The sequence below is a fragment of the Tellurirhabdus rosea genome, assembly GCF_026278345.1.
Classification (GTDB): domain Bacteria; phylum Bacteroidota; class Bacteroidia; order Cytophagales; family Spirosomataceae; genus Tellurirhabdus; species Tellurirhabdus rosea.
Genome location: NZ_CP111085.1, coordinates 4,425,182 through 4,448,713, shown reverse-complemented (window position 1 = coordinate 4,448,713; position 23,532 = coordinate 4,425,182). Strand labels below are relative to the sequence as shown.

The following is a 23,532-nucleotide window of genomic DNA, read 5'->3' as shown; positions in this document are numbered from 1 at the left end:
TTTTGTTTTCCCAAACGGCAAAAACGTAACGTACAGTCCGCTAACGGACCCATTCGCAGTCCGGCTCCAGCCACTCCTGACCCGGGTCGATCGGGGCCCCGTCGGGCGGCGCCTGAATGCTGCCAACCGGCAGATTGTCCGGATTTTGCTCGTACTGAGAAATCAGCCAGTACAGGAAGTCCGGGGCTTGACCGACTGAGCTGGCCATCGGTTTGCCAACCACCAACTGGGTATAGCTCCGCTTGATGTTCATGATGGCATCATTGGCGGCCGACCGGACGGCACCGTCCACCGTCTTGTCCGCGGCAAGCTGGATGTATTGCTCCAGCAACTTTTGCTGCACCATCCGGCGAATATCGGCTCCGTACGACCTCTGTTCCTGCCCGGTGCGGTAAGCGCCGCGGTTGCCGAAGACCTCCTCCGTCAAAGCCTGTAGCATCTGCTCCAGTCCAAAGGCGCTATTGCCCGGCGCGTAGGCCGAGCGGGAAAGCCGCGCGAGCCGTTCGGGGTTGAGCAGGAAGCGCAGCGTCATGCCCGCGGCGGCTTCGGGCGGCCCCAGCGGATCGAAGGCCAGCCCCGTCCGCCGCTTGAATACCTCACGCGGGTTGGGTTCGAAGCGGTACGGGCGTGGCGGAATCAGCCGCAGAATCTGGGTCGGAACGGCCAGGAACTCGGGCTTCAGCGTCGTCAGCAGGGCCTGAAATGCCCGCCGCTGCTCTTCCGGCCGTACCGGAGACAGAATCGGCTGGCCGTCGCCACGCAGGGCGTTGGTGTACTCCATGCCCCCGATGACTTTGGCCGCCGCCTCCACCTGGTACCGGTGAAACATGTACATCGGCACGAGGACTTCCTCCAGCGTCGCCAGCGGCATGTTGGCCGGGATTTTCTTTTCGGTAAAATTAGCCAGGGCCACCTTGCGCACCTCGGCAACTCGGTTCAGTTCGTCCACCGCATTGGCCCCGTTGTCCCAGAGGTGGGTAGCCGGGTGAACGCTGCCTTCGGGCCGGGCATCCTGATCGGTCAGGAAGCTAAGTCCCTGGGCGTGCATCTGCTGAACAATTTTCGCCAGTTCGGCTTTCTCGTTTGTTCCGGCCGGAAAATCCTGGTAGCCCCAGACAATGCTCCATTTGTCGTACTCCCCGATTCCGAGGGTGTAGGCGTCGGACAGGTCGATGGAAGCGCCTTTCAGCCGGGCGACCATGTGCGGGTAATCCATGACCGAAGCCCGCTTCTGGGTGCTGGCAATGTAGTTGTGCGGCAGACCCAGCGTATGGCCGACCTCGTGGGCCGCCAGTTGCCGGAGGCGGTTGAGCGACATCTGCATCATCGTATTCAGGCCGGAAGTGTCGGTTTCAAAATTACCGACTAGCCCCTGCGCAATCAGGTAATCCTGCCGGACGCGGAGGGAGCCGAGCGTCACCTTTCCTTTCAGGATTTCGCCCGTCCGGGGGTCGATAACGCTCGCGCCGTACGACCAGCCGCGCGTCGAGCGGTGCACCCACTGGATGACATTATACCGGACATCCATCGGGTCGGCCTCGGCGGGTAGCAGCTTGACCTGAAACGCATTGCGGTAGCCTGCCGCTTCGTACGCCTGATTCCACCAGGCCGTTCCTTCGAGCAGGGCCGTCCGGATGGGCTCGGGCGTGCCGGGGTCCAGGTAATACACAATCGGCTTGACGGCCTCACTGACGGCCGCCTTCGGGTCTTTCTTCTGGAGCCGGTGCCGGGCAATGTACCGTTTGGTAATCGGCTGGCTGACAGGCGTCGCGTAATCGAAATACTCAATGCCGTTGTACCCAACGCGGGGATCGAACTCGCGGGGTTTGAAGCCGCCGTCGAGCGGGGGCAGTTCGACAAACGAATGATGCTGCCGCATGGTCACGGCCGTGGGCGTGGGCACGACCTGCCGCAGATACGCGCCGGGCGAGTCGCCGGTCAGGGTCACGGTGACTTCAAACTCCGTATTTTGGGGAAAATTCTTGGTATGCGGAATATACAGGGCAGAGCGGGAGGCATCGAACCGGTACGACCCCTGCCGGCTCCGGGCAATATCCTGGGCCGCCCCGACGGCATCCTGAAGCAGAAAAGGCGTCAGATCGACCAGCACCCGGTTTTGCTCCTCGGCCAGAATCTCGAAGCCGTGGTGCACCGACTGGGCAAACGACTCCTCGACCGCCCGCCGTTCCAGCGGGTCGTTCGTGATTGCCCGGTACTGGTAATTAGGCTCCAGCATGAGCACTTTCGTTCCGATTCGCTGGAATTTGATGACGTGCTCCTGCCCTAGTCGCCCGCGGTCGAGGCCGATGTCGTTGGAGCCGACCCCCTGCGCCAGCGACGGGTAGTAGAGCAGTTCGGTATCGAACCGGTCGATTTCGAGGTAAATCTTGCCTCTTTTGACATCCCAGTAGAAGGGCAGAAATCCCGGCTGTTTTTCCATGCCGGTCGTAAAGGAGGAAATGGTTTTGGGCGCGTCAGCCGGTTGGGCAAAAGAAGAATGCGCAAACCAGCATAACCAGAAGAGGGGTAAAATGTGTTTCATTGGCGGGTTGACGTTATCCGCCTAAAATACAAAATTTCGGCCTTCCACGACTGTCCATGCAACTGACCATCCCCGAATTTTCCCTGATTTTGCTCACCGGAGCCAGCAGTGCCGGCAAAACGACCTTCGCCCGGCGGCATTTTCGCCCGACGGAAGTGATTTCGTCGGACCATTGCCGCGCCCTCATTACCGACGATGAAGCCGACCAGACCGTTTCGGCGGACGCCTTTGCTCTGCTGCATTACATCGTCGATAAGCGGCTCAAACACCGGAAACTGACGGTGGTCGATGCGACGAATCTCCAGCTTTCGGGTCGGCAAACGCTGCTGAGCCTGGCCCATTATTACAACTGCCCGGCCCTCGCCATTGTCCTGAAACTGCCTTTTTCCACCCTTCAGGAACGGCACCGGCTGCGCCCCGACCGGTCGTTCGGCGAGCACATTCTGGAAAATCACTTCCGGGAAGTTCAGCGCACGCTCGACAGCCTGCCGTTTGAGGGGTTTCGACGCACGTACGTGCTGGAGACCGAAGAAGCGGTCAACAACACGGTGCTGGAGCGGGCGGCGGCGGAAAAGGCATAAAAAAACCGCGGCAGCCAGAGCGTACCGCGGTTTTCCAATAAACTTTATTTCGTCTTAGCGTCCCTGACCGGTCGTCAGCAGGTTGAAGAACTGATCCAGTTTCGGCGTCAGGATGATCTCCGTCCGGCGGTTGATCCGACGGCCATCCGGGGTCGTGTTGTCGCTTTTCGGTTCGTATTCACCGCGACCGGCAGCCGTCAGGCGCTCCGGAGCCACTTTGAATTTGGTCTGCAGCAGACGGGCGACGGACGTAGCACGCAGCACCGACAGATCCCAGTTATCTTTCATGTACTCGGTCTGGATGGGGTATACGTCGGTATGGCCCTGCACCAGGATGTCGAGTTCTTTATGGTCATTTACAACCTGGGCCACTTTACCCAGAACGGTTTCAGCGGCCTTGTTGACTTCGTATTTAGCCGTCTGGAACAGCAGTTTGTCAGCAATCGAAACGTACACGACGCCCTTCTTCACTTCCACCTGCACGTCCTGGTCGTTGATGTCCTGCAGCGAGCGCTTCAGGTTCATCACCAGGGCCAGATTCAGCGAATCCTTGCGCTGGATGGACTGGTTCAGGTTGGTCAGCTGGCGGCTCTGTTCGTTGAGCGTTTCCAGGGATTTCTTGATGCTTTCGGCGCCCGACTTGCTCACCACCGACAGATCCGACAGGCGGTCCAGCAGGTTGGTGTTGGTACGCTTCAGGTAATCGATCTGAGTTTGCAGGTCGGCGAGCTGTCCGTTTTTGGCAGCCAGATCCGTGTCCTTGCTGCCCAGTTGGGTGCGCAGGTCTGCAGTCAGTTTTTCGCAATCAGCGACCGCCTTGTCGCGGGCAGCTTCCAGCTCCGTAATACGGGCTTGAGCCTGCGTCATTTTCTTTTTGCTGACGCAGGAGGTGGCCAGCATTGACAGCACGGCCATTGACATGATTAGTTTTTTCATACGCTTTCCAGGCGGGTAAAAAGGTTCTTCTTTGGTAAACCGGTGCAATTTACAACTGTCCGACTATTCTACCAATGAAAAGTTTGGCTGCCTGTAGTTATACTTATCTTTTTTTCAAGTATAGCCATACAAGCGACCTGCCTTCCTTCCGACCTGATTCAGAAAGAATTATGTCCGATAAACGAAAAACTGGTTGATAATTATATACCTTAACCGGTTTTGTGTCAGAATGATTCAGACAAAATTCAGAATTTGCCCTGTTCTGCAATCAGGCGGCGAGCGAAGTGGGCTGCGGCTCGCTTTGGGATAACGGCGAAGTTTGAAGTCCCTCAAAAATGTTGACCACGGCTTTTTCGATCCGGTTCCAGCTCCGCTCGTTCGTCAGGTCCAGACCGGCCACGGGCCGACCGAGTTTCGCCATGAGCGTCATGTAATTCATGGCCCCAATCAGCAGCGCCCGGACGGCCACCTCGTCGATGGGTTCCTGAAAATGCAGTTGTTCGGCGAAAAGCATCGTTTCTTCTTCCAGCGCATCGGCTACCGTTCCGATTAAGCCCTGCTTTTCGCTGGTGGCCGCCTTGATGAGTTCAACCGCCTGCGGCTGGTGGCGGATGTGATGAAACGTTGTCAGCAGGGTCCAGCAACTCACGTAAAAGTTGTTCTTTTCCATGAATACCTGTTTCTCCGACTTATTCTGCCGGTACGGGAAAAACTGCTTTTGCTGCATGTACTGAACCAGCAGGCCGTCCAGCCCGCCAAAGTAGCGGTAAATCAGCACCTTACTCACGCCTGCCAGCTCCGCAACGCGGTTTACGCCCAGTTTACTGAGCCCTTCTGTGGACAAAATGGTATCGACAGCCTCCAGGATAGCGGCGCAGGTTAAGGCACGGTTTCGAACTCTTCGGGTTACGGGGGTGGTTGCGGTCTTCATGGTTGTTTGAAAAGCATTGATCGGTCAATTTTAAGAAAGACAATGCCGCAAAAAGTAACCAGCCGCTCACCAATTTTTTTTAACTGTCTGTGAATAAGGCACTATAAGCCGGGAATCTTCAGCAGCAGAGCCGGGTTCGGGCAGATCGCCAGGTAGGCGTCCCGCTCGGCCAGCGAACATACGCCGGGAAAGTCGCCTTTCCGCCCCTGCATGTCCCGCATCAACTGAAAATGCAGATGCGGCGGCCAGTCGCCATTCTCCGGAAACGGCCCAATCTCCGCCAGTTTCTCCCCGGCGACAACCCGCTTGCCCTCGTAGAGTCCGTCCAGCGAGGTCCGGCTCAGATGGCCGTACAGCGAGAAAAGGGGGCTGCCCTGCCATTCGTGTTCCAGAATGATCGTCGGGCCGTAATCGCCGAAGTTGTTGTTGTCCTGAAAACTATGCACAACCCCGTTCAGCGGGGCCAAAACGGGCGTTCCGGCCGCGGCCCAGAGGTCGATGCCCAGGTGGATTTCGCGCGGTTCGGCGGTCTGCTGAAAATGGGGACTGCGGCGATAGATGTCGCGGTGTTCGTTGTAGCCGCCCACGCCCACGACGGCTCCCGCCGCGTTCAGCTTCCCGAAAACGTAGTCGCTGAAGGTTTGGGTGTCGGTCAGGTCGAGGGTGGCCAGGTCCGGGTTGGCCCGGGTAAAATCCAGAATCAGGTAAGGCGTGGTCGCGAAGTCGTAAGGAAGTACCATGCTAAAGTCAAAAAAACAGAAAACCGGAGCGGTAGCAAAGATAGCGCAACGGCAGCAATGTCTGCGCCGTTCTTTCTCTTTGTACCGCTCCGGTCCGCTCTGTGTCGGGCGACGGCGTTACGTGACCGGCCCGCCTGCGCGGATTTCGTCGTTCGCCACGTCTTCAAAATCGGCGAAGTTCCTCCGGAACAGACCGGCCAGATAAGCCGCTTTCGCATCGTACGCTGCCGGGTCGGCCCAGGTGCTCCGGGGGTTCAGCACTTCGTCGGGCACCTCCGGACAGGTTTTAGGAACCGCGATGCCGAACACGGGATGGTTTTCGTAGGCAACGGCGTCCAGCTGACCCGTCAGCGCCGCCGTAATCATGGCCCGGGTGTATTTCAGTCTGATGCGCTCGCCTTCGCCGTAAGAGCCGCCCGTCCAGCCGGTATTGATGAGCCAGACGCTGGTCTGGTGCTCGTGCATTTTCTCGCCCAGCATCTCGGCGTAGCGCGTCGGGTGCAGCGGCAGGAAGGCTTCGCCGAAACAGGCGGAGAACGTGGCTTTGGGCTCGGTGATGCCTACTTCCGTCCCGGCCACTTTGGCGGTATAGCCCGAAATAAAATGGTACATGGCCTGTCCGGGCGTCAGCCGGGAGATGGGCGGCAGCACGCCAAAGGCATCCGCCGCGAGGAAGAAAATATGCTGCGGCACCCCGCCCACCGAAGGCTCCAGGGCGTTGTCGATGAAGTAAATCGGGTAAGAAACCCGCGTGTTTTCCGTCTTCGACGTGTCCGCGTAGTTGACCGTCCGGGTTCCGGGATGAAACTTCGTGTTTTCCACGATGGCCCCGAACTGAATGGCCTTGTATATCTGCGGTTCTTTTTCGGCCGACAGATCAATAACCTTGGCATAGCAGCCGCCTTCAAAATTGAATACGCCTTCGGGGGCCCAGCCGTGTTCGTCGTCCCCGATGAGCCGCCGGTTCGGGTCGGCGGAGAGCGTCGTTTTGCCGGTTCCGGAAAGCCCGAAGAACACGGCAGTGTCGCCCGCCGCGCCCATGTTGGCCGAAGCGTGCATCGACAGGGTGTGCCGCTCGACGGGCAGTTTGAAATTCAGCACCGAGAAAATGCCTTTTTTCATTTCGCCGGAATAGGCGGTGCCGCCGATCAGAATCAGGTTTCGGCTCAGGTTGAGGATGGCGAAGTTTTCGGAGCGCGTCCCGTCCTCGGCGGGGTTGGCCTTAAATTCGGGGAGACACAGGATGGTAAATTCGGGACTGAACCCGTTCAGCTGCTCCGGCAAGGGCCGCAGGAACATATTGAAACAAAACAGGTTATGCCAGGCAAGGGTGTTGATGACGCGCAGACTGAGCCGGTAAGCGGGATGGGCGCCGGCGTAGGCATCCCGGATGTAGAGCCGTTTGCCGTCGAGCGTCGCCAGCATTTTGTGGTACAGGCGGTCAAACTGCTCGGGAGAGATACCGTGGTTGATGTCGCCCCACCAGACATCGTTTTCCGTTGTTTCGTCCCGGACGATGTAGCGGTCTTTGGGACTGCGGCCGGTAAACTGGCCTGTATCGACGGCGAGCGCACCCGTCCCGGTGAGTTGGCCTTCGCCGTTCCGGAGGGCGTGTTCGATGAGTTCGGCGGGGGTCAGATTGATAAATTGCTCGGCGGCGCGGTTGGTAGCGGCGGTCAGTTCTTCGAACGCGAGGCGGGGGGCAGCGTCTGAAATCATAAGTGGTTCCGTTTGTTGATGTGAAGTAAATTTAAGGGAAATGGCTTGTCTATGCCGAAACTCAGTCCTTTTCCTGATTTAATGACCCGGCATCTGACTATTTCGTATCTTTACGATCTTTTTCATCGTTAATTACCACAGTTTCACCTTAAAAGTAAATAAACCTTTCTTCATCAGAATGCAAGCAACTGTTTCACCACCGTCCTCCTCGACCGGCCACCCGCGGGGTCTGTATGTTCTGTTTTTCACCGAGATGTGGGAACGGTTCAGTTATTACGGCATGCGGGCCATTTTGCTGCTTTTTCTCATCGCCAACATCGGCGAGGGGGGCATGGGGCTGACCGAAGCGGAAGGCGCGGCGATTTACTCTCTATACACCGCCTCGGTGTACCTCCTGTCGCTGCCGGGAGGCTGGATTGCCGACAATATTCTGGGCCAGCGTAAATCCATCTGGTACGGCGGCATTATCATCATGATCGGGCACATTATCCTGGCAGTACCGGGCGGGGCGGCGCTGTTTTACATCGGTCTGTGCACCGTAGCGCTGGGAACGGGCCTGCTCAAACCCAACATCAGTGCCATCGTGGGCGAACTGTACCCGGAAGGCGGTGCCCGGCGGGATGCGGCGTTCAACATCTTCTACATGGGCATCAACCTGGGCTCGTTCCTCGGCATCACCATCGTCGGGTACCTGGGCCAGAAAGTAGGCTGGCATTACGGCTTCGGAGCCGCCGCCATCGGCATGGCCCTGGGGCTGTTCATCTTCCGCATCGCCGGTCAAAAGTACCTTAGCGAATACGGCAACGCCCCGCGCCCGACGGCAGCGGAGGAAAAAGGGTCCGGCGGCAGCCGTTCATTGCTGGTTTTCCTGGCCGTGCTGGTCGCGATTCTGGCGGGTCTGCACCTGACGGGCACCCTCGACCTGACGACCGCGCAGGGACTGGCCAAAGCCATGGGCTCGATCATTTCCCTGGTGGCCGTGAGCTACTTCGCCTACATTCTGATTGCCGGTGGGCTGACGGAGGTGGAGAAAAAGCGGGTCGGCGTGCTCTTTGTGTTCTTCCTGGCGGCGGCGCTTTTCTGGGCCGGTTTTGAGCAGCAGGGGTCGTCTCTGCAGATTTTTGCGGACCGGCATACGGACCTGAATCTGTTCGGCTGGCAGGTGCCTTCAAGCTGGTTCCAGAACTTCAACCCGTTCTTTATCCTGACCTGCTCCCCGATTCTGGCGTCCCTCTGGATTACGCTGGCAAACCGGGGGACGAACCCGCCCGCCCCGGTCAAATTCGCGATTGGTCTGCTGCTGCTGGGTCTGGGCTATCTGGTGATGGTTTTTGCCTCGCGCATTGCCGTGACGGGTGCCCAAACCTCTCCCCTCTGGCTGACGTTCACGTATCTTTTCCACACGCTGGGAGAAATCTGCCTGAGCCCGGTCGGCCTAAGTTCGTTCACCAAACTGGCTCCGAAGCGGTACGTGAGCCAGCTGATGGGCATCTGGTTTGTAGCCTCCTCGCTCGGTAACCTGATTGCGGGTCTGTTTGCCGGTGGTTTCGACGAAGAAAACGTCGCCCAGATGCCCGACCTCTTCATGAGCGTAGTCTACTTCAGCATCGCCTCCGGCCTCATCATCCTGCTCTTCTCCAAACCCCTCAAGAAATGGATGGGCGGAATAAGTTAAAAATTAAAAGTTAAGAGTTAAAAGTAGGGCTTCGCTTATTCAGGTTTCTGAACCGGCGAAGCCTTACTTTTAACTTTTAACTTTTAACTCTTAACTGGTTTAACCTCCTGCTTTTTTGGCTTTGTACCCTTTTGTGGTGAGCCAGGTCAGGAGTTTGTCGCGGTGGTCGCCTTGGACGAGGATTTCACCGTCTTTGACAGAACCGCCGGAGCCACAGGCGTTTTTCAGCTGCTTTCCGAGATCGTTCAGGTCGGCGTCGGTGCCGACGAAACCGGCCACGGCCGTCACAACTTTATTGCCGCCTTTGCGGTCGAGGAAAATCCGAAGATTCTGCTGCTGGGGGGGCAGCGTTTCGGCCTCGGGCTGGGCGTCATTCAGGTAGTCGAAGTCCGGATTGGTTGAGTACACAATACCGGTTTTGTTTTTCTTGCTCATAGATTTTTTGTTTTAACCACAGAGGACACGGAGGCAGGCACAGAGGGGCACAGAGTTGTTTTCTGCAACATAAAATCTCTGTGTCCCTCTGTGCCTGCCTCCGTGTCCTCTGTGGTTAACCCAAATTACATCGTTCCGTTTTTCAGGTATTTATCCAGATAGTCCGTGTATTGCTGGTGCAGCAGCAGGTAGCTCGGACCGTTGTAGGCCACCCCATGGGCACCCGGCGGATAAATGCGCAGGTCGTGGTCCTTGCCCGCATCGATCAGGGCATTGACCAGTTGCATCGTGTTCCGGACGTGAACGTTTTCGTCCATGGTCGAGTGGGCGATGAACATCCGGCCCTGCAGGTTTTTGGCGTAGGGAGAAACGGCGCTTTTTTCGTAGTTGGCCTTGTTTTCCGGCATCAGGCCCATGTAGCGTTCGGTGTAGATGCTGTCGTACAGGCGCCAGTCGGTTACGGGAGCACCTACCAGCGCCACTTTGAACACGCCGGGATGCGTCAGCATCGTGAAGCTGCTCGTGTAACCACCGTAGCTGTGGCCGCGAATGGCCATGCGGCCGCCGTCGGCCCAGGGCAGGGTGGCGAGGTAACGGGCCGTTTCGGCAAAATCCAGACTTTCGTACTGGCCTAGTTTTTCGTAGACCACCTTTTCGAAGGCCCGGCCGTAGCCGCCGCTGCCCCGGTTGTTTACGCTCACCACCACGTAACCCTGCTGGGCCAGCCACTGGTGCCAGCCGCCGCCCGAGAACTCGTTGTACACCGACTGCGCGCCGGGGCCACCGTAAATATCAATCACGACCGGGTACTTCTTGCTCTGGTCGAAATCCAGCGGTTTGATGACCGAGATGTCGATTTTCTGCCCATCCGAGGTCGTGAAGTTCATCAGTTCTTTGGGGGCGTAGGCGTGCGTGTTGAGGAATTCCCGGACGCGGGCGTTGTCTTCCAGCGTCTTGATTTTCGCACCGCGCGTATCCCAGAGTTCCACCTGCGTCGGAGTGGTCAGGTTAGAATAGCGATCGATGTAGTACTGGCCGTTGGGCGAAAAGTTGATGGTATGGCGGCCGGCCGTCTGCGTGAGGCGGCGTTTGTTTTTTCCGTCGAAATCGACCACGTACAGCTGCCGTTCGAGCGGTGAAACTTCGGTCGAGGTGTAGTAGATCTTCTTTGTTTTTGCGTCCACGCTGTGCACGTAGGTCACTTCCCAAGGGCCTTTCGTCACCTGATTCAGAAGCTTTCCGGTATAATCGTAGCGGTACACATGCGCAAAACCGTCCCGTTCGGAGACCCAGAAAAATTCTTTGGTTTCGGTCGGAAAGTAGAAATAGTGCATGATGCCGGCGAAGAAGTCGAAGACATCCACCCAGGCGTCCGACTTTTCCTCCATCACCTGGCGCGCCTCGCCCGTCCGGGCATCGGCCATGTAGAGCTGCAGGTGATTCTGCTTGCGGTTCAGGTGCACCAGCGCCAGCTGACCCGGCTGGGCCGTCCAGTAAATCCGGGGAATGTAGCCTTCCTCGCCTTCGACTTTCATCCACGCTTTTTTGCCGCTGGCTATTTCAATGGTGCCAATGCGGACGGTCGGATTCCGGTCGCCGACGCGGGGATACGGCAGCGAATCGAACTGTTCGTCAAAACCTTTGTAATCCGTGAGGCGGTACAGCGGCACCTGCCGTTCGTCGGACTGCCAGAAAGCGATGAATTTGCTGTCCGGCGACCAGTCCCAGGCCTGCGCCAGGCCGAATTCCTCCTCGTACGCCCAGCCGAAACGGCCGTTGTAGAAGGCGGGTTTGGCGTCGCTGGTGAGCTGCGTTTCTTTCCCGGCGGCAAAATCGAAGACAAACAGGTTGCCGCCCCGTTCGTAGCCGACCTTCGTGCCGTCGGGCGACAGCTCGGCCGTCTGCGCATCTTTGGCCACCAGTTTCAGGCTTTTGTCGGCAACCGAATACACGTAGTAGTCCGAGATGCCCGAACGCCGCCAGACGGGCCGGAAGTTGGCCTGGAACACCAGGTTCTTTGAGTCTTTTGACCACTGGAACGAACTGTACTGAAACGGCTTGTCGGTTCCGGGAAACTTCAGGCCGCTGCCGTCGAAGACGGTTTCCTCGCGCTGGTCTTTAGGCGAAAAGGTTTTGATGACGTTCTGCCCGGCGATGTACGAAAACCGGTTGCCGCCTTCGATCCAGTTCACGCTGCGGGGCCCGTTGGAACCCGACAGTTGCCCGCCCGCGGAAAGGGCCTGCGGCAGGCTTTGGTACCGTTGTTTCTGCTGCGAGAAAGCAGTGTAGCTTACAAAAAGAAAGAAGAAAAAAAGCCTGATTCTGGGCATATTTCTGATGAAGAAGGATTAGTTATTTTCCCAAACTTAATGAAAATTCCCGGCAACTACTCCACCGCCATTTTCAGTACCCGCCCGACCTCTTTCTGATACAGCCGCCCGACGGGCAGTTCCTGTCCGGCCACGTCGATATGCGTCGGCGTGTAGGCCGTGATTTTATCAATCGCCACCACAAAGGAGCGGTGGATACGCAGGAAAGCGGTTTCGGGCAGCATCTCCTCTACCGACGAAATCGTCTGTTTCACCACCAGCGGCCGGCCCGTCGTCAGGACGATTTTCACGTAATCCTTCAGGCTTTCCACGTAAAGAATGTCGCGGGTGAACACTTTGACCATTTTGCGGTCGGCGCGGAAGTAGAGAAACGTCGTTGGCTCCTGAGCGGCGGGCCGGACCTCCGCCGCGGCCAGCACCGGCGCGTCGGTGCGCATCACTTTGGCGACGGCTTTCAGAAAGCGCTCGAAGGGAATCGGTTTCAGCAGGTAATCGACCGCGTCGAGTTCGTAGCCTTCCAGGGCGTAGTCGGGATAGGCCGTGGTGAAGATCACCTTGGGCGGCTGGCGGAGGCTGCGCAGAAAATCCGTCCCGAGCAGCCGGGGCATCTTGATGTCCAGAAACAGCAGGTCCACCGGCTTTTCCTGCAACACGCCGAACGCCTGCACGGCATTGTAGCATTTGCCCGCTATTTCGAACCCGTCGACCATCTCAATGTACGACTGCAGTACCTCCAGCGCGGGCGGCTCATCATCAATCAACAGGCAGCGTAGCTTCATGATTACCGGCAAAAATTGGGATAAACTTAAGCAGTGGTCGCCGGAACCGACGGAAAAATCGGTTCAGCGGATGCCAGAGCGGGTTGTTCGGCCAGTTCGAGCGTCAGGCTCACCAGAAAGGTTTCTTCTTCGGGAATGATTTTGAGGTCGTGCCGCCCCGGGTACAGCAGTTCGAGCCGCTTTCTGACGTTCTGCAGGCCGATGCCTCCGTACTGCTGCTCGTGTTCGGCCGTCGGCTCCCGGCTGTTGACGAGCTTGAACTTCATGACGTTGTTCTGCACGGCCAGTTCCAGATGCATCCAGGCCTGTTCCAGCTGCTCACTCGTGCCGTGTTTGAAGGCATTTTCCAGAAACGGCACCAGCAGCAGCGGGGCCACCAGTTTGTTGCCGGTATCGCCGGTGATGGACACGGACATGTCCAGGCGCTGGCCGTAGCGCAGTTGTTCCAGGCCAATGTAATTCCGGAGAAACGCGATTTCGGCGTCGAGCGGTACCTGGGCGGCGTTGGCCTCGTAGAGCATGTACCGCAGCAGTTGCGACAGTTTGAGCACCACCGCCGGCGACTGTTTCGACGCGTGCAGGGTCAGCGAATACAGGTTGTTGAGCGTGTTGAACAGAAAATGCGGGTGAATCTGCGATTTCAGCAGTTGCAGTTCGGCGGCCATCTTTTCGCGTTCGATCTGCTGGAGCGCCTGCCGTTTCTGGTACCAGTCCTTGACGATTTTGATCGCGGCGGCAAACCCGCCCACGGTGGTGCCGCCCCGCATCCCGGCCATAAAAATATACACAAACGACCCGGCATTGCGCTGCAGGCCGGTCCATTCGCGAAAATGGGAGACCACCAGAACGTTCATCACCGTCGACATCAATCCTGCCAGCATGATCAGGCAAATCACCCCCAGAGCCGTACCGATGTAGCGCCCCCTGTACAGAAACCGGGGAAACAGCACGTAGATGATCCCGTAGGCAAACACCATGTGCTGGGGCATGTACAGAACGGCCTCCACACCCGACGAAAACAGCCCCCGAATCAGTGCCCCGGACAGGGTATGGCCTTTCCCCAGAAAATAGTACACCGGAAAGACCCCGTACAACACCATGAAATGCAGCCAGTTGATTCCCCAGAACAGGCCATGTCGGGCCAGCCGGTAGCGGGGTGCTTTCGAGAAGACGAAGTCGTGGGTGAAGAGCCGCATAAATCCCTCGTTTTGAGTTCGAAGGTAACGAAAGGAGGGCTAAACCGCCATTCCGCGCGGCCTTTGTAGACGAACGGTGAACCCCCGTCGACAAACGGCAAAGGTTGTCGCCGTCCGGCATTCGGCCCTCCCGCGGTCGTTTCTGGCTATGGACGCCGGTCACCGGGCGAAAACGGCAGCACCGGGCTTTCGGACGCGTTACTTTTCGGTCGTAAACAAACACAACACGACTATGAACATGCTAATGAACTCCTTCCGCGCTTTCGCCGTTCTCACCCTCCTGCTGACGGCCCCGTTGTCTTTCGGCCAGATTCGCCGGACGCTGCCCGTTCCGGAAGGCGGCTACTGGGTCGTCGAGACGGCCCCCCGTCCGAACAGACAATCCGTGGCGTACTTTTACAATACCGATAACGTGCTGGTTTACAAGGAACAACTCAAAAAAGTACGGGTCAACATCCGGCGTATACAGGTAGCCGAAAGCCTCAATACGGTCCTCACCCAGGCCCTGCGGGAATACGCCGCCACCCGGCAGATGCGCGCCGACCAAAACTGGGTAGCGGCCCAGATCAGGTAAACAGACGGGGCGGTCTCGCCGCGCGGTGCGGAAAAAGCGGAGTTTCGCCGGGATTCCGGTCACGCTCCGCTTTGCTTTGCGCCCCCGGCGAGGCCGCCCTTCTGCCGTTGGCACAATAATTTTCCTACTATTTAGAAGGGTTTGCGTATTTTCGGCGGCGATTGGTGTAGCTACCGATATTCCTATGAACAACCCCTTGACCAACCCTTCATCTATTTCTGTCCGAACGGAAGTTCTTGCCGGTATTTCCACTTTTCTGGCCACGATGTACATCATTGTGGTCAACCCCTCGATCCTGAGTCAGGCCGGTTTGCCCTTCAGCGGGGTACTGACGGCCACGGTGCTGCTGTCCTTTATCAGCAGTCTGATGATGGGTTTGTACGCCAAAAACCCGATTGTGGTCGCTCCGGGCATGGGCCTCAATGCGTTCTTCACCTTTACGGCCGTCAAGACGATGGGAATCCGGCCCGAGGTGGCGCTGGGGGCGGTTTTCTGGGCAGGGGTGCTGTTTCTGCTGCTCTCGGTTTTCAACGTTCGTTCTTCCATTGTCAAAACCATTCCGCAGCCGCTGCGCTACGCGGTGGCGGCGGGCATCGGCCTGTTTATCAGCCTCATCGGCTTCGAAAATGCCCGGTTCATCGTCGGCAATCCCGCTACGCTGGTGGGCATCGCAAGCATCAAAGACCCCATCGTGCTGACGTTTCTGTTCGGTCTGATGCTAATGGCCGTGCTGGTAATCCGGCAGGTGCCGGGGGCCATTATCATCGGCATTGTGCTGACGACGCTGGCGGCCTGGCCCATTGGCCGCTGGTACGGCGACGCCTCTGCCGTGAATTATGGGCAGAAAACGCTGGTCAATTTTACCGAGATCGTCGCCGCCCCGGATTTTAGCCTGCTGGGTCGCCTCGATTTCATCAACTCGCTGCAACTGAGCCTCTGGCCCGTTATTTTCGCCTTTGTTTTCACCGATTTGTTCGACAGCCTGTCCACCTTCGTAGGCGTCGCCGAAGCGGCCGACCTCTACGATGAAGACGGAAATCCGCAGCATCTGGACCGCTCGCTGCTGACCGACGCCGTTGCCACGACCCTCGCCGGGGCGCTGGGCACCAGTCCGGGAACAGCCTACATCGAGTCGGCCATCGGCATTGAGCAGGGCGGACGCACGGGATTGACGGCCGTGGTGGCGGGCTGTCTGTTTCTGCCGTTCCTGTTTCTTTCGCCCTTGCTGTCCGTCATTCCGGGCATCGCCACGGCCCCGGCGCTGGTGCTGGTCGGCGCGTTCATGATGAAGCCCGTCACCAAGATCAACTGGGGCGCGCTGGACGAAGCCCTCCCCGCTTTTGTGGCGCTGGTGCTGATTCCGTTCGCCTACTCCATCACGCAGGGCATCATCTGGGGCTTTCTGCTCTGGACCGTCGCCAAGCTGGCAGTGGGCAAACGGCGGGAAATCCCGGTGGGGCTGTGGGTGGTGGATGCGTTCTGTCTGCTGGCGCTGTTTTCGGGGCATTAGCCGCGGCGGAAAACGGCGGCGGGCTTCTGGAAAACATTGTTTAGGTCCGTTGTCTGCGCCCCGGTCCGGGATATTGCCTTTTTCCCGAACTTTACGCCATGAAAAAAATACTTGTACTCCTGCTTTTCCTTGTTCAGACGTCTTTTGCCCAATTGTACAAATCCGAACCGGTCACGGCCCTGCTCGGGGCTTTTGACCAGGAGGTGGACATGGTCCGGCAGTCGCTGACCAACGCGAAGACCGAAACTCTGAACGGCATTGCCTTCACGACCGGCACCCTGAACGGGCGGCGCGTGGTGGTAGCGGAAACCGGCATCGGCAAAACCAACGCCGCCATGACGACGGCTTTTGTGCTGGCCTATTTCAAACCCGAACGGGTCTTGTTTACCGGCATTGCGGGCGGCACCAACCCGGAGCTACAGCCCGGCGACCTCGTGATTGCGGACAAAACGGCCTACCACGACTTCTACTACACCACGTTCGACAAGCGCAAGACGCACCAGACCCGCAATCCTATCACGAAGGAGCTGAACCCCGAGTATTTTCCGGGCGATTCGGTGCTGCTGAAAACCGCCGTGGCCGTGGCCAAAAGTCAGAAGTTTGAAAGCATTCCGCAGACCTCGCGGCCGCCTTCGGTCATCGTCGGGACGGTGGTTACGGGCGATATGTTCGTGTCATCGGAAGAAAAGGTGGCGAGTCTACGGCAGGAGTTCCGCGCCGACGCGACGGAGATGGAAGGCGCAGCGGTGGCGCAGGTGTGCTACCAGCAAGGCGTGCCCTGTCTGGTGATCCGGAGCCTGAGCGACAAAGCCAACTCCAACGCCCGCACGGATATGCTGGCCTTCGTCAAAATTGCCGCGCGGAACTCGGCGAATCTGGTGATGGGGATTGTGCGGGCTCTTCGTTAGATTGTGGGGAGGCAGACCACCGAACAGGCTATGTTTCGGGGCGATGAGACATAGCCTGTCGACAATCAAACGATTTACGACCAGATAAGAAAACCCACTTATCGGTTAGGTTTTCTTTTTATGTCCCAATAAGAAGGTTGGGAGGAATATTTAGGTTACGGCTAATCTCCCTAATCATCTTCAAGGTTAAATTCCGCTTGCCGGAAAGGACTTCTGAAACCCGGTTCGTGCCTCCAAAGAAAGGGGCAACGTCGGACTTGGAAAGCCCCAGTTCCTCCATTTGATATTTTACCAGGTCAATGGGGTCAAGGTCGGGAAGCGAAAAGTGTTTTTTCTCGTAGTCTTCAATCAAAATAGCGAGCACTTCAAGATAGTCCGCTTCGGAACTGCCTTCCGGGCTACTCCAGAGTGCTTCGACCGTCTTCATGGCCTCCTGATAATCCTGTTCCGATTTAATAGCTTTAATTGTCATTGCTGTTCTGGTAAAAGATGGCGTGCAGTTTCGGGGCCGGATGGTTTTGATTTTATAATTTTAACGTATCATACTCTTTGTGAGAGCCAATAAACTTAATCCAGCAGATTTGTTTATCGTACCGGAATGCGGCCACTAATCGGTACTTATTTCGGGCAATATTGAAGATAATTCGCCCCTCGCTTGCCGTATCAGCATCTTTAAAAACTTTTATTACTTCTTGTGGATTCGCATAAGTACTTTTTTCAATTTTGGTGTACCACGTCTTCAGAGCTGCCTGCGCGTCAGGATGTAGTTCCCAAAACTCCCGTAAAGTTTGTAAGGCGATAATTCGCATTGGGGTTTTTGTGCGTTACGGTGTAAATAAATTTCAACCTTAGAGCAAATATATAAATTTCCCATTTTGGGAAATTCCTCTTTGTATTTTTCACTTTTGTACCTCCGACGGGAATTTATGCTTAAACGTATTGGAAGGCGTTAACCAACCCGTGGTCTGTGCAGACACAAGACAGGGATAAGGCCCAAACCGGCCCCCCTTGGCTTGGGATTGGGCGAAGGAATTCGTAATTAGCCAGAAGACCCAATCGCCATTTTTCTCCGAAAGCCCACAGCCCGACCTGTCATGAAGAAATTTGCCAAGTACACCGCCCTGTTTCTGCTCGGCCTCGTCCTCATTGCCGCCGGATACGCTTACTACAACGGCCGCGACCGGCATCCCGGCTACAGCCTCGACCTCGACATCAAGGCACCCGCTTCGCCCCAGCCGCTCCGGGCCGGATTCGCTGCCCTGATCATTACGCCGCCCCTGCCCGACCGCTGGACCGACGCCGACAGCAACGCCGCCTACGAACCCGGCAAAGGCGATACCTTCTACGACGGCAACAACAACGGCCGCTTCGACACCTACTGGATGGCCGGATTTGGCAAGGGCCGCGCCGCCAACGGTGCCCACGACGACCTGTGGGCCCGCGCCGCTGTCATCGACGACGGGCAGACGCGGCTGGCGATTGTGGCGGTGGATCTGCTTGGATTCAGTCATAAAAACGTGGTGAACGTCCGGAAGGCGCTGCCCACAATCGCCGGGATTACCTACACCATCGTTTGCAGCACGCATAACCACGAAGGCCCGGACATGATCGGCATGTGGGGCGACAGCTTCCTCGAATCGGGCGTGAACCGGGACTACGAGCGCTTTGTCGAAGATCAGGTCGTGCGAGCCATCGTACAGGCCGCCAGTCGCCTGCAACCCGCCCGCCTCAAATTTGCGCAGGACCCCACCGGGGCCGATTCGCTGGTGACCGACACCCGCAAGCCCCTGGTCAAGGACTCCGGCCTGTACATCATGCAGGCCCTCGCCGCCGACCGGGACAGCACGCTGGGCACCCTCGTGGTCTGGGGCAATCATCCCGAAACGCTCTGGAGTAAAAACCGCGCAATTACCTCCGACTTCCCGCACTACGTTCGGGAGTATCTCGAAAAAGGCATTTCCGACAGCACCCGGACGGTTCAGCCGGGGCTGGGCGGCACGGTCGTGTACGCCACCGGCTGCATCGGCGGCCTCATGACCACCTCACCCGAAGTGACGGTAGCGGACCCCGTTTCGGGCCAGCGTTTCAGGGAACCGTCTTTCGAAAAAGCCGATGCGGAGGGCAAACAGCTCGCCCGGCTGGTGTATCAGGCACTGCAAGGCCAGGACAGCACCACCGCGCAGGCGGGCATCCGGCTGCTCGCCCGGACCGTGGAGTTACCGCTGGACAACAAGCTGTTCCGGCTGGGCGTGGCGCTGGGAATCATCGATGCCGGGTACAGCCGCTGGGGACAATTGCGGACGGAAGTGGCCGCCGTTCAATTGGGAGAGGCTTCGTTTCTGTTCGTTCCGGGGGAGATTTATCCCGAAATCGTCAACGGGGGCATCGAAAGTCCGGCCGGGGGGGATTTTCCGGGCAAGCCCGTAGAAACGCCCGCCCTGCGCACACTCATGCGGGGCCGGTACAAGTTCGTGGTCGGGTTGGCAAACGACGAACTGGGCTACATTATTCCCAAAACCGAATGGGACACCGAAGCGCCGTATTTGTACGGAGCGGAAGGAAAGCTTTACGGCGAAATCAACTCGGTCGGGCCGGAAACGGGGCCGCGGCTGCACGGGGCGATGGTGGATTTGCTGAAGGGGCTGTAGGCTTGTTTCTCGCAGATTCACGCGGATTTTCTCGCAGATTGACGCGGATTTTTCTGTGAGAATCTGCGAATCAAATCTGCGGGAATCTGCGTGAAACAGCCCTTCTTACTTCTTCGCCTGCTTCTCCGGCTCGGCCGTTTGCAGGTACCGCACGAGATCCACTACCTCCGTATCCGTTAGCGAATCGAACAGTCCGGGCGGCATCATCGACACGGGCGTCACCTCGCGGGACTGGATGGCCGATTTGTTCAGCAGCACCGCCTCCTGCCCCACAATCCGAAGCGTCAGTTGCCGGTCGTTTTCCGACACGATATTGCCCGAATAAGTCCGCCCGTCGCGGGTCGTAATCACGACGAGTTTGTAATCGTCCTGAATTTCCCCGCTGGGATTGAGCACGTTGAACAGAAGGTAATCGACACTGGAGCGGTTAGACCCCGACAGGTCCGGGCCGATATTGCCGCCTTTGCCGTACATTTTATGGCAACTGCCGCAGGTCCGCTGGAACAGCGCCTCGCCTTTCACCGGATTCGCCGCCGCCAGTGCTTTGTCGGTCAGCAGCCGCTGGTATTTTTTGTACGATTTCTCATCCATTCCCTGCTGCTCAATGGGTCCCCAGACTTCCACGAAACCACTGCCTACGACCCGCAGCAACTGCCGGGCAACGTAGGGCGGCACCTCCCGTTTGGGCACCGAGCCGTCTTTGATGGCCCCCGTCAGCAGCCAGCCGTAGCGGGGCCGGGCCGACAGCGTCTGCACCGCTTCCAGCTTTTCGGCGGCATTAAAGCTGTTGTATTTCGACAGCAGCAGCTTTGCCAGCGATTCGTTTTCGTACCCGGCAATGGCCCGGATGGCGTCCGGACGCAGGGCCGGGTCGTTGAGCAGGGCGGGCAGTTCGGCAACCAGTTCGGGGCGTTTCCGGGCCGAAACCGCCGCCAGAGCCTGCCGACGCTGTTCGGCATCGGCGCTCCGGTCTTTGAGGGTCGTCAGGTATTTCTGGGTCGCCTCGGTATCGCCGAACCGCTGCGCTACCTGGAGCGCCAACTGGCTTGTCTGACCGCCGGAACTGCGCAGACTGGCGTAAACGCCCGACCAGGCCGCCGGGGCCGTCAGATCGAAGCGGCCTTCCAGACCGTCGCGGAGTCCTTCCAGCAGGCTCACCTGCGTTTTCGGCTTTTTGCCGATGGCGGTGACCACGCCGTTGACCGCATCTGCATCGACCAGCCGCCGGGCGATGTAGCGGGCAATCATCGGAATGTTGCTTTCTGCGGCCAGCGCCAGCGCCCGGTCGGGAGCCGCTTTCACCAGTGGTTCCAGTCCAAACCAAAGCATTTTCGGCAGATTGTGGTCCTCGGTATCTTCGCCGTGGCGGGCCAGCGCTTCGGCAATCGGCCAGGCCGACGACGCGTTCATCCGCTGCAGGGCCGACGCCAGATACAGCCGCACCACCGGCGAGGCGTCCTCACGGGCCATGCGGGCAAACACGTTCAGGGCTTCGGCCGGGGCAGCCTTGTCTTCACACAACAACTGAATGGCCCAGGCGCGGACGTATTCGTCGCGGTCCGCCAGGAGGCCGGTCAGGTCTTTGGCGCTAAAACCGCCGGTCTGGTGCAGGGCCCACATCGCGCGCAGCCGCCAGTCCGCATTGGAATTTTTCTGAAACACCTCGCGCAGTTGGGCGTGCGTTTTTTTGGCGAGTCGCCCTTCAGCGGCCCGGTGCTGAAGGATCAGGCGGGCGCGGCGGGCGTGCCAGTCGCTGGGACTGGTCTGGAGGTCTACCAGTTGAGCGTCGGTTAATTTGGTCAGATCGGCGTAGCGGCCTTTCCAGTTTTCGGCCTTCGACGCTTTGGGAACAATCCGGAAAATCCGGCCGGTTTCGCTGTTCAAAACCTCTTTGCCGCAAATGTCCGCATCATGCCAGTCGAGGACGTACAACCCGCCGTCGGGGCCGATCTCCATGCTGAAGCCCACCCATTGCGCGTTGTTTGCGAGCAAAAAATCATCCCCGTGTCGGGCGACAAAACCCGAACCTTTCTTTTCCAGAACGTCCGACAGAACGGCATGTTCGTGGATGTTGGCCATGAAAATCCGGCCCTTGTGGTTGTCCGGAAAAGCGTCCGACTGGTAAATCCGCGCCCCGCCATGCGCCGAACGGTGGCTGTGGTCGGCGATGGTCCGGATGTCGCTGTAGACGTAGGGATTGAAATGCTGTCCGCCCTGCCGGTGGTAGATGCCGCCCGGAATGACGTGCCACATGTGCGGGATCACGCAGGCGCTGATGAACAGCTGCCCTTTGGCGTCGTAATCGATGCCCCAGGGGTTCGAGAAGCCGTGCGCCACGACCTCAAACTTGTCCTTGACGGGGTGATAGCGCCAGACGCCGCCGTTAATATCCACGCCGGGGCCGTTCAGAATGTCTTCCGGAAACGGGTCTTTGTGTTTGTAAAGTCGGCCCTTTCCTTCGGGCTTGCGGACTTTTGAAGGCGTCGCGAAACCCTGACAGCCGTAGAGCCAGCCGTCCGGACCCCAGTGGAGGCTGTTGAGCGTTTCGTGGCGGTCGCGGATGCCCCAGCCCGTCAGCCGGACCTGCACATCGGTCATATCGGCCACGTCGTCGCCGTTTTTATCCGGAATAAACAACAGGTTGGGCGGCGCGCCGAGATACAGCCCGCCAAAGCCCACGGCCATGGCGGCGGGGAACGGAATGCCTTCCAGAAAGACCTTGCGGCTATCGGCCCTGCCGTCCTTGTCGGTATCTTCCAGAATCAGAATCCGGCTCGTGCCGGCGTTCGAGAAGCCATGTCCGCGGGATTCGTAGTCTTTATTTTCGGCAATCCAGAGGCGGCCGCGGTCGTCCCAGCAGAACGCCATCGGCTGGGTCATCATCGGCTCGGCGGCCCAGACGTTCACCTGAAAACCTTCGGGGACGGTCATGGCCTTTACTGCCTCTTCCGGCGTCAGAAATTTGGCTTCTTTGGCTTCCTGCTGGGCGATGTTCCAGAGCGCCCAGGTGCCGCCCTGTCCGCTGTAATTGCTCCAGGCCTTGGTAATTTCCACGTCGCTAAGGTCGCCCGTGTAGACAAACAGCTGGTGTTTGATGATTTCGGTTTCGCCCTTCGGAATTTTCCAGTCACCAGTGCGGGCGCGGGCGGGTCCGGCACCGAGTTGGGCGTCCACCCGCCAAATCTGCGGAAATCCTTTGTTTTCGGGATGGTCAAAAACGGCGATGTGGGCCTGGTCGGGGCGACCGTCCACCTGCATGCCGATGTCCACCCACATGGCCCGCTGGCCTTCCGCCTTTTCGTTGCGCTGCCGGGCGGCGTTGACGACCTGCCCGTTGATGCCTTCTTTCCACGGCATCCGGACAAACAGCCCGCCGTAGTCGTATTTGCCGATGGTCACGTCGGTTTGTGCTTCGCCGGCCCACTCCAGGTCCAGAAAATAGCGGCCGCCTTCGTCGCGCATGGCCCAGGTCTGGGTTTCGGTCAGCACCGGGTTACCGGCTTCGTCCAGCAGGTGGTAGACGGTCTGCCATTTCACTTCGGGGCCAGTTCCCTGAAGCACTTTCACCGCCACGCGCCGCCAGTAGGTACCTTCCGGATGGTGGAAATAATCGCGGCCGTTGACCCGGGTGAAGCCCCAGTAAATGCCCGTCTGGTGCTTGTGGTGGCCGGGGCTGTATTCGGTCAGCAGGCCCTTGCCGTCGGGAGCCTGAACCGGGTGCAGGTACGGCCGGAAGTCGGGTTTCGCGTTCTGCACCAGAATGGGCTGCGAACCGCCCGGCCGCAGGACCGAAATCGTCCCGGCGGCCTCGTCCTGCACCAGACGCAGCTCGACGACCAGGGCGCCAGGACGGGTGGTTTCGCTTTCGGGCCTCAGGTGGTACATCCATCCGAAGACAAACGTGACAAACGAAAAAAGAAAGGTCCACGGTTTCAGCATACGGTCGTCAGGGTTTGGAAGCTTGTCGGTCCCTTGCGAGTCCGACTGTTTTCCGTAAAAGCCCTTTGCGTCTGCTTTATAACTGCCTG

Annotated in this window: 18 protein-coding genes; 6 read left to right on the top strand and 12 right to left on the bottom strand. The window is 58.4% G+C overall.

Annotated elements, in window-relative coordinates; translation table 11 throughout:
* Positions 1–40: 40 nt before the first annotated feature.
* Complete coding sequence (locus ORG26_RS18875; RefSeq protein WP_266364538.1) at positions 41–2,542, bottom strand: zinc-dependent metalloprotease; 2,502 nt, start codon at positions 2,540–2,542, stop codon at positions 41–43.
* A gap of 56 nt (positions 2,543–2,598) precedes the next feature.
* On the opposite strand from ORG26_RS18875, the gene ORG26_RS18870 reads away from it, so the two are divergent.
* Positions 2,599–3,123, top strand: a complete 525-nt coding sequence (locus ORG26_RS18870; RefSeq protein ID WP_266364536.1) for an AAA family ATPase — start codon at positions 2,599–2,601, stop codon at positions 3,121–3,123.
* A gap of 54 nt (positions 3,124–3,177) precedes the next feature.
* Here the strand turns inward: ORG26_RS18870 and ORG26_RS18865 are convergent, their stop codons facing one another.
* The 4 genes from ORG26_RS18865 to pckA all read right to left on the bottom strand — a co-directional run bounded on the left by ORG26_RS18865 (position 3,178) and on the right by pckA (position 7,449).
* Positions 3,178–4,059: an OmpA/MotB family protein gene (locus ORG26_RS18865; protein WP_266364534.1), complete on the bottom strand. Its 882-nt coding sequence runs from the start codon at positions 4,057–4,059 to the stop codon at positions 3,178–3,180.
* Positions 4,060–4,327: 268 nt separating this feature from the next.
* Positions 4,328–4,990 (bottom strand): TetR/AcrR family transcriptional regulator, encoded by a 663-nt coding sequence (locus ORG26_RS18860; RefSeq protein ID WP_266364532.1) that lies wholly within the window; start codon positions 4,988–4,990, stop codon positions 4,328–4,330.
* 101 nt (positions 4,991–5,091) lie between these two features.
* Entirely contained in the window at positions 5,092–5,730 is a 639-nt protein-coding gene (locus tag ORG26_RS18855; RefSeq protein ID WP_266364530.1) for a peptidoglycan DD-metalloendopeptidase family protein, read from the bottom strand.
* 117 nt (positions 5,731–5,847) lie between these two features.
* A complete protein-coding gene (gene pckA, locus ORG26_RS18850) occupies positions 5,848–7,449 on the bottom strand; it encodes a phosphoenolpyruvate carboxykinase (ATP) (protein ID WP_266364528.1) in 1,602 nt (533 codons plus the stop codon).
* Positions 7,450–7,627: 178 nt separating this feature from the next.
* Here pckA and ORG26_RS18845 point away from each other — a divergent pair, with 178 nt between their 5' ends.
* On the top strand, positions 7,628–9,124 hold the full coding sequence (locus tag ORG26_RS18845; protein WP_266364526.1) for a peptide MFS transporter: 1,497 nt from the start codon (positions 7,628–7,630) through the stop codon (positions 9,122–9,124).
* Positions 9,125–9,223: 99 nt separating this feature from the next.
* On the opposite strand, the gene ORG26_RS18840 is transcribed toward ORG26_RS18845, so the two are convergent.
* From ORG26_RS18840 to ORG26_RS18825, 4 genes are all read right to left on the bottom strand, one after another.
* Complete coding sequence (locus ORG26_RS18840; RefSeq protein ID WP_266364524.1) at positions 9,224–9,559, bottom strand: translation initiation factor; 336 nt, start codon at positions 9,557–9,559, stop codon at positions 9,224–9,226.
* A 125-nt stretch (positions 9,560–9,684) separates the two neighbouring features.
* A complete protein-coding gene (locus tag ORG26_RS18835) occupies positions 9,685–11,889 on the bottom strand; it encodes a S9 family peptidase (protein ID WP_266364522.1) in 2,205 nt (734 codons plus the stop codon).
* A gap of 56 nt (positions 11,890–11,945) precedes the next feature.
* Entirely contained in the window at positions 11,946–12,668 is a 723-nt protein-coding gene (locus ORG26_RS18830; protein ID WP_266364520.1) for a LytR/AlgR family response regulator transcription factor, read from the bottom strand.
* Between the two features lie 26 nt (positions 12,669–12,694).
* Entirely contained in the window at positions 12,695–13,864 is a 1,170-nt protein-coding gene (locus ORG26_RS18825; RefSeq protein ID WP_266364518.1) for a sensor histidine kinase, read from the bottom strand.
* A 76-nt stretch (positions 13,865–13,940) separates the two neighbouring features.
* Between ORG26_RS18825 and ORG26_RS18820 the strand changes: the two genes are divergently transcribed.
* The 3 genes from ORG26_RS18820 (at position 13,941) to ORG26_RS18810 (ending at position 16,856) form a co-directional block, all read left to right on the top strand.
* Complete coding sequence (locus tag ORG26_RS18820) at positions 13,941–14,438, top strand: hypothetical protein (protein WP_266364516.1); 498 nt, start codon at positions 13,941–13,943, stop codon at positions 14,436–14,438.
* A gap of 184 nt (positions 14,439–14,622) precedes the next feature.
* Positions 14,623–15,948, top strand: a complete 1,326-nt coding sequence (locus ORG26_RS18815; protein WP_266364514.1) for an NCS2 family permease — start codon at positions 14,623–14,625, stop codon at positions 15,946–15,948.
* A gap of 98 nt (positions 15,949–16,046) precedes the next feature.
* Complete coding sequence (locus ORG26_RS18810; protein WP_266364512.1) at positions 16,047–16,856, top strand: 5'-methylthioadenosine/adenosylhomocysteine nucleosidase; 810 nt, start codon at positions 16,047–16,049, stop codon at positions 16,854–16,856.
* Positions 16,857–16,974: 118 nt separating this feature from the next.
* On the opposite strand, the gene ORG26_RS18805 is transcribed toward ORG26_RS18810, so the two are convergent.
* Both ORG26_RS18805 and ORG26_RS18800 read right to left on the bottom strand, forming a co-directional pair.
* Positions 16,975–17,328 (bottom strand): helix-turn-helix domain-containing protein, encoded by a 354-nt coding sequence (locus ORG26_RS18805; RefSeq protein ID WP_266364510.1) that lies wholly within the window; start codon positions 17,326–17,328, stop codon positions 16,975–16,977.
* Positions 17,329–17,380: 52 nt separating this feature from the next.
* Complete coding sequence (locus ORG26_RS18800; protein ID WP_266364508.1) at positions 17,381–17,665, bottom strand: type II toxin-antitoxin system HigB family toxin; 285 nt, start codon at positions 17,663–17,665, stop codon at positions 17,381–17,383.
* A 285-nt stretch (positions 17,666–17,950) separates the two neighbouring features.
* Here ORG26_RS18800 and ORG26_RS18795 point away from each other — a divergent pair, with 285 nt between their 5' ends.
* The gene (locus tag ORG26_RS18795; RefSeq protein WP_266364506.1) at positions 17,951–19,504 is read left to right on the top strand and encodes a hypothetical protein; all 1,554 of its coding nucleotides are present in this window, start codon (positions 17,951–17,953) and stop codon (positions 19,502–19,504) included.
* A 105-nt stretch (positions 19,505–19,609) separates the two neighbouring features.
* Here ORG26_RS18795 and ORG26_RS18790 read toward each other — a convergent pair whose 3' ends face one another.
* Positions 19,610–23,443, bottom strand: a complete 3,834-nt coding sequence (locus tag ORG26_RS18790) for a PVC-type heme-binding CxxCH protein (RefSeq protein ID WP_323134290.1) — start codon at positions 23,441–23,443, stop codon at positions 19,610–19,612.
* Positions 23,444–23,532 lie beyond the last annotated feature (89 nt).

Coding starts and splice junctions, on each gene's coding strand:
- ORG26_RS18800 (WP_266364508.1), bottom strand. CDS start 17,665: ATGCGAATTATCGCCTTACAAACTTTACGGGAGTTTTGGGAACTACAT.
- ORG26_RS18845 (WP_266364526.1), top strand. CDS start 7,628: ATGCAAGCAACTGTTTCACCACCGTCCTCCTCGACCGGCCACCCGCGG.
- ORG26_RS18810 (WP_266364512.1), top strand. CDS start 16,047: ATGAAAAAAATACTTGTACTCCTGCTTTTCCTTGTTCAGACGTCTTTT.
- ORG26_RS18805 (WP_266364510.1), bottom strand. CDS start 17,328: ATGACAATTAAAGCTATTAAATCGGAACAGGATTATCAGGAGGCCATG.
- ORG26_RS18875 (WP_266364538.1), bottom strand. CDS start 2,542: ATGAAACACATTTTACCCCTCTTCTGGTTATGCTGGTTTGCGCATTCT.
- ORG26_RS18855 (WP_266364530.1), bottom strand. CDS start 5,730: ATGGTACTTCCTTACGACTTCGCGACCACGCCTTACCTGATTCTGGAT.
- ORG26_RS18830 (WP_266364520.1), bottom strand. CDS start 12,668: ATGAAGCTACGCTGCCTGTTGATTGATGATGAGCCGCCCGCGCTGGAG.
- ORG26_RS18860 (WP_266364532.1), bottom strand. CDS start 4,990: ATGAAGACCGCAACCACCCCCGTAACCCGAAGAGTTCGAAACCGTGCC.
- ORG26_RS18870 (WP_266364536.1), top strand. CDS start 2,599: ATGCAACTGACCATCCCCGAATTTTCCCTGATTTTGCTCACCGGAGCC.
- ORG26_RS18825 (WP_266364518.1), bottom strand. CDS start 13,864: ATGCGGCTCTTCACCCACGACTTCGTCTTCTCGAAAGCACCCCGCTAC.
- ORG26_RS18790 (WP_323134290.1), bottom strand. CDS start 23,443: ATGCTGAAACCGTGGACCTTTCTTTTTTCGTTTGTCACGTTTGTCTTC.
- pckA (WP_266364528.1), bottom strand. CDS start 7,449: ATGATTTCAGACGCTGCCCCCCGCCTCGCGTTCGAAGAACTGACCGCC.
- ORG26_RS18815 (WP_266364514.1), top strand. CDS start 14,623: ATGAACAACCCCTTGACCAACCCTTCATCTATTTCTGTCCGAACGGAA.
- ORG26_RS18865 (WP_266364534.1), bottom strand. CDS start 4,059: ATGAAAAAACTAATCATGTCAATGGCCGTGCTGTCAATGCTGGCCACC.
- ORG26_RS18840 (WP_266364524.1), bottom strand. CDS start 9,559: ATGAGCAAGAAAAACAAAACCGGTATTGTGTACTCAACCAATCCGGAC.
- ORG26_RS18835 (WP_266364522.1), bottom strand. CDS start 11,889: ATGCCCAGAATCAGGCTTTTTTTCTTCTTTCTTTTTGTAAGCTACACT.
- ORG26_RS18795 (WP_266364506.1), top strand. CDS start 17,951: ATGAAGAAATTTGCCAAGTACACCGCCCTGTTTCTGCTCGGCCTCGTC.